Origin of the sequence: Vibrio sp. V01_P9A10T6, assembly GCF_963877065.1 — a bacterium.
Taxonomy (GTDB): domain Bacteria; phylum Pseudomonadota; class Gammaproteobacteria; order Enterobacterales; family Vibrionaceae; genus Vibrio; species Vibrio anguillarum.
In genome coordinates, this window is record NZ_CAWNTB010000003.1 from 1 (window position 1) to 12,779 (window position 12,779).

Genomic DNA, 12,779 nt, shown 5'->3' on the forward strand with positions numbered 1-12,779 from the left:
TCATAGGTGAAAGACAAAAACACAACGACATCCAAACAAAGCAGAGGTCGAACCACTTATCACAAAGCTCTATAAAAACAGGATATTAGCCATGTATTTTACTCAATGAATAAGGGTATCGACTAATGAGGATATTCATTATGATTTTTATCAAGTTGGACGATGTTAGGAAAAGATTTTCTCGCCCATCTGATCGATGAGCATTTTTGCTTTTTTAAGCATAAGCTCATCAGCGTCGCTTCTACTAGCTACGACATCGGAGCGGATAAAACGGTGAGTACATATTTCACCATTAACATCTTTACTAATTTTACCAGCGACACGATATTGCCCTGATTCAGACATTGCATCTTGGTAAATTAAAAAACCTTTATATTCAATGGGATCCAAAAGTTTCATTTTTGAGTCATTGTCTGACCCTTGATTAAATAAACGAGAAAAAAATCCCACAAGAACTCCTTTAAGACTTGTTTGTTTCAATAATCGGCTTCTCGAACCACTCTAGTTCTAAGTTATCGTCAAAGCGCAATTGGCCTAGAATGATAGGAATATCATCTTCTCTGTGTCTACGTCGATCATTAACGATCATGCTTTCCGCCGATTCAACGGCAACTTGTGCATTCTCTTTAAGTATGACCAATTTTTCTTCAGGTAGCGCAGAGAGAAAATCTATGTCGTATCGAATATAGATCGGTCTCAATTGAGCAAGGGATAAGCAAGCAAGATCGGCAAGCTGCTCATTATCATAGTGATTTACATACTTATCTTCAGCCAATACGCGTCCGACAAGTGTTTCCATGTAATTATGTACATCAACACTGATTTGCATCCTTACACTCCTTCCTCTTCGTACTAATCAAAATATTTAGATAGAACTTAGCAGTAACAACTTAGCGTACCTTGGTGATTTTATACAACTTTTAGATACGTTGTCGTCTAAACTTTGTTCAAGTGCTCGCTTTCATTTAGTAAGTCTAGCAAAAAGCTTGGCAATCTATTAAATAAAAGTATGCTATGGGCCTTATTATCAATTTTAATTTTAAATGCCACAAAGGTCATATTTGTATTATTAATGCCGACAAGTTTTGTATCATCTCATTGGTTTCGATTCTTATTCCCAATAGGGTTGCTAATAGCCATTATGTTGGGGATGGAAAACGTCATTCTGATCACTAGCGCCAATATTGGCTTCGCTAGTAACCTGCCTTATATTCTTTTCACGGTAGCAATCGCATTAGGACACATTTTTAAGCAAGGGCGTTTGGCTATGATCTCGACAGCGATGATGGTGGCCTACGCAATCATCCAGTGGCGCTTACAGATGCCCCTTTCTACGGGAACAACCTTGCTAGAGCTTTCGTTATTAAGTTTGTTATTACCCGTTTTGTGTTTAGTACCTTATGCGTTAGGAAGTAATGCTACTGTATTGAGTAAAACTTATGGCTTATACATCGCTATTTTGCTGCTGTTAATGTTTTGGGCCGTTGTTACTTTGATGTACGTCAGTGATGGCGGATTTGAGAATTTTAGCCAAGTTTTTTTAGTAACTATACCGAAAATATCGAAATTGCCATTTTTGTTGGTGATGTACCTCTTGGCATTAATTGGGGTCTCCGCAATATTTGTGCTCACGCGAAACCAGATCTTAGACACCAGCATTTACGCCAGTATTTTACTTTCCTCCGTCACCTTTATTTTTTTCCACGTGAGTTATATCTCAAGCACACTTTTCTCTCTAGCAGGGGTTTTATTGATCTTATATCTAATTTCGGCGGGTCATAAAATGGCGTTTATTGATCGCTTAACGGGTATCCCAGGTCGCCACGCCTTAGATCTTGACATCAAATACTTAGGCAAAAAATATACGATAGCAATGCTAGATATAGACCATTTTAAGCAGTTCAATGATCACTATGGTCATGACACTGGCGATGATGTGCTTAAGTTGATTGCTAGCCGTTTATTGTTGACTCAAGGAAACGCGCGTGTTTATCGCTACGGTGGTGAAGAGTTTACCATCCTATTTAAAGGAAAAAATGCACAGCAAGCTGCAATCTACTTAGATTTGCTTCGCAAAGATATTGAACAGTACCAAATGGTCATTAGGAACGCAGAAGACAGACCAAAAGACGATAAGCTCGGTTCCAAGAAGCGTGAGCAGAAAACACCATCAAATCTTGTCTCTATTACGGTTAGTATTGGCGTTGCTGATAGCTACGCCTCAGAAAAACCTGAAGCAGTGTTAAAAATTGCGGATCAAGCGCTCTATAAAGCTAAACAAAACGGCAGAAATAGAGTTGAAGTATGAACAGTTACCTTGATTTAATGCATCACATTTTGGTATAGAAATCGCAAAATTTGATACTCAACAAGGCGTACATCACATTCACAGAAACTTCATTAGATTGTGCAAAATACTTTGGTTAAGTTATTCATGTTGCAACTGTTTCGCAACGTCAAAACAACATAGCAAGAGTAAGATTATGAGTGAAAAAGTAAACGGAATTGTAAAGTGGTTCAACCAAGATAAAGGTTTTGGCTTTATTACCCCAGATAATGGCAGCAAAGATGTATTTGTACATTTTTCCGCTATTACAGGTGAAGGGCGCCGCAACTTAGTCGATGGCCAAAAGGTGAGTTTTGTAATCACTGATGGTCAAAAAGGGCCACAAGCAGAGAGCGTCAGTCCCGTTTAAATTTTTAAAAAGAACGACTCTAATCCACTCTTTCTAGGGTGGATTTTTTGTTTCTAGTAGACTGGATAAATACGAGAATATGGAGCGGGCAGCGGGAATCGAACCCGCATCATCAGCTTGGAAGGCTGAGGTAATAGCCATTATACGATGCCCGCGCACCGAATTGACGCTGTCACTATGCCACAGTTAGCAAAAAAGAAAACCCATTTTTTATCAAAACCCGTTCAAGCGAACAGTAAATAAACAAAGTAAATTCAATTGGTTGAGATTTGTGTGCTTTTGGTTGTTTTTAACTCAATTGAATATCTACTCTTGCGTTTAAATTTTGAACTTTTCCATTTCTTGATTGAGTACAGTGACATTATCTTTTACTTGCGCTGACGTTTGGTTTGAGATTTGGCTAATACTTGCCACACTTTCCACCGAATTGACAACCTCTTGCATGAATTGAGTCATTTGGTGTGTTGATTGTTGTTGCAGATCGGCCGCCGAGGATAACTGGTGCATTTCCTTATCTAACGCCGTTATTTTTCCTTGTACGTCCATCATTTTGTTGAAGGCGTGGATGGTCTGCGCCGCACCTTCATTGGCAAGGTTCTGACTCATGTTAATTTCATTGACCACAGCCGCAGTCGCTGACTGTATGGCGTTTATAATAGTGTTAATTTCTGTAGTTGATTGAGTGGTTCGAGTCGCCAGCAGCCTAACTTCATCCGCTACCACAGCAAAGCCTCGTCCATATTCTCCGGCTCTTGCGGCCTCAATCGCCGCATTTAAGGCCAGAAGGTTAGTTTGTTCCGCTAATCCCTCTATTACTTCGGTCACACGCCCAATCGATTCGCTTTCTCGACTAAGATCGAGCACCAATTGCGTTGCCTTTTGTATGGTTTGATCAAGCTTATCAATACTCTTTCTATTTTGTTCTAGCGCCGAGGCTCCCTCTTTGAGCTCATTTTGTGATAACAAAAGAGATTGCGTAGATTGTTCAGCTTTTTCTGCGGTCGCCATAGAATACTGCGCCACATCGCTCAAACGTACTGTAACCTGCTCAATACTTGCTCGCTGCTGCTGTACTTGCTGCCGAGTGTTTGAGTTATAGTTCAGAAGCTCATCCATGTTTTGACTGACCTGTTGCGCTTTGGTACTGACTCCCTGAACGATCGTTCGCAGTGAGTTGTTCATATTGTTTATCGCGGCGGTAAGCTGAGATAGCTCGTCGCTACCTTCACACAAAAGTGCTGGTTGAGAGACATCTCCTGCCGCAATGATTTCGGCTCTCTTTCCGATTCGACTCACTCTGCGGCCGATATTCTTACCTAAGTAATTGGAAAGCAAAACAGCAACTGAAACAGTCACGGCAATCATGATAAATAACACGTTAATCACATTACTAATGCTACGACTCATCCTTTCGCCACTTTGCTCTGCTTTTGATTGTTGAGTGGCGATAACATCTTCAAGACGGTTAGTCATTTTATCTACGGCAGGCATAAGTTGTGTGGCCATTTTTTGATTGACGCCGTTCCATTGCTCAGATTGGCGTATTGCAATCACCTGCTGTGCGAGTGGGAAATAAAGCTGCTGCATCTCATTAAATAATGACCACAGACTCTGTTCATCATCCGATAGCAAAGAGGACTTTTCCACAATTTCAGCAACAGATTGGTTGTGAGAGTTAATCAGGTCTTGATATTTTTCGAGATGTTCAGGCTTCGCATACAGTAAGAAATCTCGCAACGATGCCAGTGCATTAGCTAACGAATTATAGCTGTCAGCATACAATTTAAAGAGACGTTTCCGCTCCCCTCCTTCTTTGTTAGTCGACTCGTCGTTAATCAGCCCTTGTAACTGGTCAAGGGCAACTTCTGCTATGGGGGCGGCCTCGTTAATGAATAATGTGTGGGCAGGTAAATTATCCTCACTTTGGCTCAGTAATACGATGCCTTGGATATGCGCTTTGATTGCTGCCCATTCGCTTATGATCGCGGTGTATTGCTCACTGAGAATCAGCGTTTCTAACACCGGTACCGTTTTGTCCATCTGTCCAATAATAGTTTCAAGTTTTGTCAGTTGCGTTGCACCCACTGCACTTTGAGAACCCACCAATAAATAGGCGCGTAACGTTGAAATAACCTCTTGCATCGACTGCTGAATATTTCGGCTAGTATTCACGGTTGGCAGATCCGTTTGTAGCAATGAATTGGTGTGAGTTTCGACTTGCGTAATACTGCGATAGGTAAAAAAGGTCGAAATGATAAGAAGCACCACCAGCAATAAAAAACTTAATTGCAACTTCCCTGATATCGAGAGTTTCATCCTTTGACTCCTCAAAATTTTCTTCGTTTAACTATAGCGGGTTCAATGGGTTTATTAAATGCGTATAGCCAATGCGAGTCTACCGTATACCCCGTATACTCGTCTTATAACCCTAAATTGAGCATTGTGCGTTCAGTTGTGGAGTTTATTCCACTCGGGCGATTTATCATCCCTAATGCGCTATTTTCATCGTTTTGTGGTGCATTTTGTTAATCTTTGCTTTAATTGGGACAAATATTCCTAAATTTCTCATGTTATGTCTTTTCATCGACTTATTATTCTTAGCATCGTGTTTTTTTCAGGATGTGCAATGTATGCGGGCTTGAACTATGACCAACTGTTTGGTGAAGCAAGCGTTCAGTCAAGACAATCGCCAGTAGATTCAAAAGAAGCCTCTTTCTTTTTAAATGATGTTAAACCCATCATCGATCAGCGCTGCGTGGTCTGTCACGCCTGTTATGATGCGCCCTGCCAGCTAAAAATGTCTTCAGTTGAAGGGATTGATCGTGGAGCCAGTAAAGCGTTGGTTTATCATGGTACGCGTCTGACGGCGTCGGCTCCTACCCGCTTGTTTGAAGATGCACAATACACAGAGCAGTGGCGAGATTTTGGTTTTCATCCTGTGCTGAACGAGAGATCTCAAACGCCTACCGCGAATCTAGAAGCAGGATTAGTCGCGAAATTATTAATGCAAAAAGAGGAACATCCGTTACCAGAACAAGATCAGCTAAAAGGTTTTGATTTTTCGATAGATCGCGAACAAGTTTGCCCAACAATTGAAGAGTACGAACAGTACAAACAAGATCACCCAACGTGGGGAATGCCTTATGGCATGCCAAATCTTAGCCCTCTTGAATACAATACGCTACTCACGTGGCTCAGAGATGGCGCAATCATGAATGGCCATATTCCGCTCACTTCTGATCAGGAGAAATCGGTTGCGCAATACGAAAACTTTTTAAATAAAGATACAGCAAAGAATCAGTTAATGGCTCGTTATATCTACGAGCATCTTTTTCTTTCTCACCTTTATTTTTCTGAACTTGCTGGTCAGCCTAGATTTTTCACTTTGATACGTTCGACAACGCCCCCGGGCGAGCCGGTTAACCGAATTGCGACAAGGCGTCCTTACGATAATCCTGGTGTAGAACGCGTCTACTACCGTTTGATCCCTGAGCAAGGCAGTATCGTAGATAAAACTCATTTACCCTATGCGTTGAATAAAAAACGTCTTGATGATTGGCAGGCATGGTTCATTCGGCCTAATTATCAAGTCTCAGTTTTACCTAGCTATGATATTGAAGTTGCCGCCAATCCGATGACGGCATTTGATGCCCTTCCGGTTAAAGCACGCTTTCGATTTATGTTAGACAATGCTCAAAACACCATCATGGCTTTCATCAAAGGACCAGTGTGTCGTGGCCAGCTAGCCCTGAATGTTATTAACGACCATTTTTGGGTGTTCTTTTTAGACCCAGAGAAAGCTGATTTACCCGAAGTGAATCAATTTTATCGATCGCAAGCCGCGAATCTAAAACTGCCAAGCGAGTTGGAAAGTAACACGTTGCCTATTACTCATTGGGTCCGTTATGCGCATCAACAAGCACGTTATTTGAAAGCAAAGTCTGAATTTACTAATCAGTGGTTCAAAAATGGCGAGAACTTAACAACGGATGTACTGTGGATGGGTGATGGCTATAACCCGAATGCGGCACTGACTATTTTTAGGCATTTCGATAGTGCATCGGTAGTGCAAGGTTTGGTGGGAGAAAAACCCAAAACAGCATGGGTTTTAGACTATGCGCTACTAGAAAGAATCCATTATTTACTGGTGGCGGGTTTTGATGTTTACGGCAATTTCGGCCACCAGCTCATTACTCGCATGTTTATGGATTTTCTGCGTCTTGAAGGTGAAAGTAATTTTGTCTCTCTGCTGCCTAGAGAGATAAGGCACCAAGAGCAGTCAAGTTGGTATCAAAATCAAAGCACTCAACTCAGTGACTTTTTGCAACGTAACGTTGCCCCTTTTGATCAACCGACCAGTATTGTTTACCACACTCAAGATCCAAAATCTGAGTTATTTGATCTTTTGAAGTCTGAGCTTCAACCTGTGTTATCAAATCGTTATTCGATAATTGACACTGGTTTTTCAAAGCGCAGTGAACAGATGTTAAATAGCATTAATAAGATCAAAGGCGAAGGGTTGCTGGCTGTGCCACAAATTATGATGTTGATGATCACGGCTGAAAACGGAGAGGATCAACTTTTTACTTTGTTGCACAATAACGCCCATCTCAATATTTCAAGTCTATTTGATGAACAAAGCAACCGTGACCCAGCGAATGATGGTTTGACTCTAGTGAGAGGTGTCATTGGCAGTTACCCTTCTGCTTATCTGTCACTGCATGAACACGAGATTGAAGAATTGGTGATCTTATTGAGTAAAATGCAAAATGAGCAGGACTACGTTAAGTTGCTCGATAGGTTCGCTATTCGCCGCAGTTCTTCGAAGTTTTGGCCGTTCAGCGATAAAGTTCATGCATGGTATCGAAAAAATCAACCTGTCGAATCTGGTTTACTTGACTACAATAGATTTGAAAACAGATAAAAGTCACCTTTAATGGGTGAGATGAGAGGTGCCAAATGACCATACGCGACAGCATTGAAGCACTAGAACAACAAATTTATGTAGCCTGTTCTGAAGGTGACTATGAGACAGTCAATCAGTTAGAACATCAGTTGGAAGTGTTACTGTATAAGGCACAACACCCTTTTGATGATGATCCTAATGGGTTAAATAGCGGTTCGACGACAAATGACGAATGGCGCTGAATAAAAGACGGGAGCCACATCGCTCCCGTCTATTTATCAGATCATTAAAAACAGAAAATTAGAAAAAGTCTATTGAGTTACGGCCACTTTCAGCATCTTTGCTTTTAGGTGCATCGGAGTTTTCTTTCTTTGTGGTCGTCGGCTTATTTCTAGCCGATTTGGTTTTTGACGCCTTTTGCTTCGGCTTAGGCACATTTGTTGCTGCCACTACCGACGTCACATCAGTTTCAGGTACTTCAGGCACGGGTTGATCACACAATACAACGTAGTACTCCTGGTTAAATTCAAGAAAATCCCCATTGTACATTTTACGTCGTTTTCGAGTTTCAAGTTCTCCATTGACTGCCACGTAACCATCGCTAATCAGGAATTTTGCTTGCCCGCCACCATCCACTAGGTTAGCAATCTTTAACACCTTATAAAGCTCAATAGGTTGCGACGAAACTTCAATACCAATCGCCTCTATTTCAATTTCTTCGTTTTCTAATGTGTCTTTATCGTTAATCATTACGCTTTTCTTATCACGAATTTTCACGCAGTGTAATGCTAAACGCACAAATTAGGAACCACAGTTAAATACTTCAACTGAACTGATAAGCCCACCGTTTTGTCATACACACATCACTCAGGTTACCTTGTCACCATTTTCTGAATGCGTTCCGCTCGCTGTTCATCGCTTTCTTGACTTGGTGGTGGCACGGTAAGCCCCTTAATCACTGCAGGGCGTTGCGCGATTTCCGCCAACCAACGTTGTAGGTGCTCGAGCCCGTCAATATTAATGCCACTCCATTCGTAAATTCTCACCCATGGCCATGTTGCGATATCGGCGATGGTATATTCATCACCCGCAAGATAACGGTGATGCTCTAATTGGCTATCCATGACTTCAAATAGACGTCGCCCTTCTTTTTGGTAACGATCAATGGCAGGTTGTATTTTTTCTGGAAAGTAACGAAAGAAGACGTTCGCTTGTCCCATCATCGGCCCTACGCCTCCCATTTGAAACATTAACCATTGGATCACTTGAGAGCGGGCTTTCGGATCTACGGGCAGAAATTTTCCCGTTTTTTCTGCCAAGTAAAGCAAAATTGCCCCAGATTCAAATACTGGAAAATCATCGTTAGCTTTATCTACAATTGCGGGAATGCGTCCATTCGGATTGATGGCCGTAAACTCAGGCTCTTTTTGCTGATTGGTTGAAAGATCAAAAGCGTTGACCTTGTATGGCAGCCCCATTTCTTCTAATGCAATGGAGATTTTCTGACCATTCGGCGTTGCGGCGGTGTACAGTTCAATCATTCTTAGGCTCCTCGGTGAAATGATGGACGTTGCTCAACGGATTTAAGCAAATAGCAAAATTGCCACTTTGTGCATCAACAAGGGTATATAAGCAGTAATCTCTTTAGACGTAAACTCTCATGTACGATAAACTAAACATAACCATAATTTTATAACAAATTCTCTATGATAAAAGTGACAGTGTCTCGCTTAATAAAAGGCCACGATTTAAAGCAATTCATTGCCGCGTTGATAAAGCAAGAGAATATACAAGCGGGTAACATCGCTTCTTGTGTCGGGTGCCTATCTGAAGTGCGCATCCGCCTCGCTGATGGCTCTTCAGAGCTACACCTTGTTGATGCATTTGAAATTGTCTCTTTGATAGGCACGCTAACCGCATCTCATCAACACTTGCACATTGCGGTTGCAGATAAAACAGGCAAAGTGATCGGTGGTCATCTTTTGGATGGTTGTTTTGTCAATACTACCGCAGAGCTGATTTTACATTCCTACCCTAACTTAGTGTTTGAGCGAGAATTTGATAATCAAACGGGCTACAGTGAGTTGGTGGCACCTTGTTAAAATCCCTTTAATGATAAAAGTGAATGCACATATACTAGTCTGCATTCTGTAAAATGTGGTGAAGCGTGTTTTTTATTCACCCATTTCTCCCCAATAACGATAGGCAATTCGACGTTGAGCAATTTCCGTCTGTGAGCTATCTCTCACATCTGTTCTTTTTGTAATAACTCTGTATAATTCGCCGCCTATTTAACCATTGTTTATGTTCTGCTGATTTGGCGTCTGCACATCACTGATTCGCTAAACTGAATACCTAGGAAAACTCTCTTGATCTCTACCGCAAATATCACCATGCAATTTGGCGCTGAGCCTTTATTTGAAAACATTTCTGCAAAATTCGGTAACGGCAATCGCTACGGTTTGATTGGCGCTAACGGCTGTGGTAAATCGACGTTCATGAAGATCTTGAGTGGCGCGTTAACTCCCAGCTCAGGCAACGTCTCCATTACACCAGGGCTAAAATTGGGTGTGCTGAGCCAAGATCAGTTTGCTTTCGAACAGCATACGGTAATTGATGCCGTGATTATGGGTGACCGTAAACTATGGGAGATCAAGCAAGAGCGTGACCGCATTTATTCATTAGCCGAGATGAGCGAAGCCGACGGCATGAAAGTCGCCGAGCTTGAGAGCGAATACGCTGAAATGGATGGTTACACCGCCGAAAGTCGCGCGGGAGATATTTTGTTGAAAGCGGGTATTGAGGAATCGTTTCATTTTGGTTTGATGCAGCAAGTGGCTCCTGGTTGGAAACTGCGCGTTTTGTTGGCGCAAGCCTTGTTTGCCAACCCAGATATTTTGCTGCTCGATGAGCCAACCAACAACTTAGACATCCACACCATTGGTTGGTTGGCTGAAGAACTTAATCAGCGTAAATGCACCATGATTATTATTTCCCATGACCGTCACTTTTTGAACTCAGTGTGTACCCATATGGCTGATATTGATTACGGTGAACTGCGTATTTATCCGGGTAATTATGAGTATTTTCTTGAAGCGTCAAGCTTGATTCGAGAGCAGTTGCTCTCTGGCAACGCGAAAAAAGCGGCCGAGATCAACGAACTGCAAGACTTCGTTAACCGCTTTGGTGCCAATGCTTCAAAAGCAAAACAGGCTAGCTCACGCGCAAAAAAAATGGACAAGATCAAGCTTGATGAAGTGAAATCCTCAAGCCGCATCAGTCCTTCGATTGATTTTGGTGAAGGTAAGAAACTGCATCGCCTTGCACTTGAACTACAAAATCTCGGCCACGCTTTTGACGATGAACAGCTCTTCAACGGTGGTAATCTGCTGCTTGAGGCGGGCTCACGTTTGGCGGTAATTGGTGAAAACGGCGTCGGTAAAACAACCTTTCTACGCTGCTTAGTCAAAGAGCTTCAGGCCAACCAAGGTGTGGTGAAGTGGTCTGAGAATGCCTCAATTGGCTATTGCCCTCAAGACAGTACTGTCGATTTTGATAACGATCTGACTATCTTTGATTGGATCTCGCAGTGGCGCACCGTAAAACATGATGATTTGATGGTGCGTGCCATTCTTGGCCGACTACTCTTTACAGCCGATGATGTGAATAAGAAAGCAAGAAACTGCTCGGGTGGTGAGAAGAACCGTCTGCTATTTGGCAAACTAATGATGCAAGATATCAACGTGCTGATCATGGACGAGCCAACCAACCACATGGATATGGAAGCGATTGAGGCGCTCAATAACGCGCTAAAGTCCTACACGGGGACACTGATTTTTGTTAGCCACGATCGCGAGTTTGTCTCTTCGCTGGCCAATTCGATCATTGATGTGAAAAACAAACAGTTGGTCTACTTCCAAGGAACGTACGATGAATACTTGGCTCATCAACAGAAGTTGTTAGCTGCGGCGTAATCAAACCAACGTCATAATTCTTGATACTTGTTGCCGCCAGAAATGACGGCAACAACGGATAATTTAGATTCTGCTGTTTACTCTTAGCTTATTTTATCGACCACAAGCCGCCTACTTGTAACTCCAAGTTGTTTGGGTATCACTGTAATTTGTTATAACTCTGGTTTAACCCAAACATTGCTAAAATCAAACCAGCCTAACGCGTTGCATTTCGCGTTTTGTAATGCACCACATTGATCTTTGCTTATCCCTAACCAACAGTGGAACATCGGGATAACTTGCTGTTTTTCTATCAAAGATTTGCCAATCTCTTTGGCCGGAAATATGGCATTTGGATCGGCGCGCCATTCATCCACTAACTGGCACCAATACGAAAAATCTTCAGCGCGGCTTAAATGCTCGATATCACTGTAATCAAGTAACCATCCTGCTAACGCATCTTCTCTATGGTTGGCAATTCCCATCGGTTTGACCCAAACATCGACAGCATCGGTGTCTTCAACCGTCAAATCATATTTAACAAGCTCCACCGAAATCCCATCTTCTTTTAACAGCTGTTGTATTGTTTTCACTAAGCTTGGAAACATAGGATGTTGAGCATGATATGCAATGGTGATCGAACGCTCGCCCGGCGGTGTAGCGGCAACATCTCCCGATGACTGATGATACCAGCCCGGTTTCAGGCCATAAGCAGGTAACACCCCCAACTCGACCACTTTGTCTTCTGGTAATTGACGAAATAGGTTGAGAGTACTGAGCTTATTGGTAAGGTAGCGAGCCCAATTTACATCCGCGGCGACGCCATTTTTTCGATTGAGTAACAAGTAAGTACAGCCGGGATCAAGATCCACGTCTTCTGTAAATGAACCTCGCTTTGTTTTTATCGGATGCGATAAGCTAGGAAAAACCATCGAAGAATGTACTTCGTCAATCACCCACACTTCGACCCGGTCTAACAAAGGCCTAAATCCAAAATATCCATCAAACGCTTGCAAAACTAAGCGTTTTTCATCATTTAAAATGACTTTGTAAGGGCCAGTACCAATCGGCATTAAATCAAAATTATCACTACGATTGGACTCTGGTAGTAAAATCTTGGCACATGATTCAGATAAAAGAAGCGGTAAGCGACTATCCGCTTTTTGTAAAAAGATATCGATAACCCAATTGGAGGGCGAGCTGATCCTATCAAGATGGGAGAAT

11 protein-coding genes, 1 tRNA gene and 1 pseudogene are annotated in these 12,779 nt (G+C 42.2%); 6 read left to right on the forward strand and 7 right to left on the reverse strand.

Annotated features, from left to right (window positions below; genetic code table 11):
* Positions 1–165: 165 nt before the first annotated feature.
* Positions 166–450, reverse strand: coding sequence for an HlyU family transcriptional regulator (locus AACQ21_RS00125; protein ID WP_181185546.1), 285 nt, complete (start codon positions 448–450; stop codon positions 166–168).
* A 10-nt stretch (positions 451–460) separates the two neighbouring features.
* On the reverse strand, positions 461–829 hold the full coding sequence (locus tag AACQ21_RS00130; RefSeq protein ID WP_013867802.1) for a late competence development ComFB family protein: 369 nt from the start codon (positions 827–829) through the stop codon (positions 461–463).
* Between the two features lie 114 nt (positions 830–943).
* On the opposite strand from AACQ21_RS00130, the gene AACQ21_RS00135 reads away from it, so the two are divergent.
* Together AACQ21_RS00135 and AACQ21_RS00140 are read left to right on the forward strand one after the other, a co-directional pair.
* A complete protein-coding gene (locus AACQ21_RS00135; RefSeq protein WP_105976891.1) occupies positions 944–2,308 on the forward strand; it encodes a GGDEF domain-containing protein in 1,365 nt (454 codons plus the stop codon).
* 175 nt (positions 2,309–2,483) lie between these two features.
* Positions 2,484–2,696, forward strand: coding sequence for a cold-shock protein (locus AACQ21_RS00140; RefSeq protein WP_013867804.1), 213 nt, complete (start codon positions 2,484–2,486; stop codon positions 2,694–2,696).
* 80 nt (positions 2,697–2,776) lie between these two features.
* Here AACQ21_RS00140 and AACQ21_RS00145 read toward each other — a convergent pair.
* Both AACQ21_RS00145 and AACQ21_RS00150 read right to left on the reverse strand, forming a co-directional pair.
* Positions 2,777–2,851, reverse strand: a tRNA-Gly gene (locus AACQ21_RS00145).
* Between the two features lie 163 nt (positions 2,852–3,014).
* Positions 3,015–5,012 carry a methyl-accepting chemotaxis protein gene (locus AACQ21_RS00150; protein ID WP_029189957.1) on the reverse strand — a complete coding sequence of 666 codons (1,998 nt, stop codon included), beginning with the start codon at positions 5,010–5,012 and terminating at the stop codon, positions 3,015–3,017.
* Positions 5,013–5,268: 256 nt separating this feature from the next.
* On the opposite strand from AACQ21_RS00150, the gene AACQ21_RS00155 reads away from it, so the two are divergent.
* Both AACQ21_RS00155 and AACQ21_RS00160 read left to right on the forward strand, forming a co-directional pair.
* Positions 5,269–7,620: a fatty acid cis/trans isomerase gene (locus AACQ21_RS00155; protein WP_105976892.1), complete on the forward strand. Its 2,352-nt coding sequence runs from the start codon at positions 5,269–5,271 to the stop codon at positions 7,618–7,620.
* Positions 7,621–7,655: 35 nt separating this feature from the next.
* Positions 7,656–7,844: a hypothetical protein gene (locus AACQ21_RS00160; RefSeq protein ID WP_013867807.1), complete on the forward strand. Its 189-nt coding sequence runs from the start codon at positions 7,656–7,658 to the stop codon at positions 7,842–7,844.
* A 58-nt stretch (positions 7,845–7,902) separates the two neighbouring features.
* Here AACQ21_RS00160 and AACQ21_RS00165 read toward each other — a convergent pair whose 3' ends face one another.
* Both AACQ21_RS00165 and AACQ21_RS00170 read right to left on the reverse strand, forming a co-directional pair.
* Positions 7,903–8,352, reverse strand: a complete 450-nt coding sequence (locus AACQ21_RS00165; protein WP_181185547.1) for an RNA-binding S4 domain-containing protein — start codon at positions 8,350–8,352, stop codon at positions 7,903–7,905.
* Positions 8,353–8,474: 122 nt separating this feature from the next.
* Positions 8,475–9,143: a glutathione S-transferase family protein gene (locus AACQ21_RS00170; RefSeq protein ID WP_105976894.1), complete on the reverse strand. Its 669-nt coding sequence runs from the start codon at positions 9,141–9,143 to the stop codon at positions 8,475–8,477.
* Between the two features lie 165 nt (positions 9,144–9,308).
* Here AACQ21_RS00170 and AACQ21_RS00175 point away from each other — a divergent pair, with 165 nt between their 5' ends.
* Complete coding sequence (locus AACQ21_RS00175; protein ID WP_105976895.1) at positions 9,309–9,704, forward strand: PPC domain-containing DNA-binding protein; 396 nt, start codon at positions 9,309–9,311, stop codon at positions 9,702–9,704.
* Positions 9,705–9,971: 267 nt separating this feature from the next.
* Positions 9,972–11,576 (forward strand): ABC-F family ATPase, encoded by a 1,605-nt coding sequence (locus tag AACQ21_RS00180; RefSeq protein WP_105976896.1) that lies wholly within the window; start codon positions 9,972–9,974, stop codon positions 11,574–11,576.
* Positions 11,577–11,728: 152 nt separating this feature from the next.
* On the opposite strand, the pseudogene AACQ21_RS00185 reads toward AACQ21_RS00180, so the two are convergent.
* Positions 11,729–12,779 (reverse strand): annotated as a pseudogene (locus AACQ21_RS00185) (SgrR family transcriptional regulator); the annotation flags it as partial.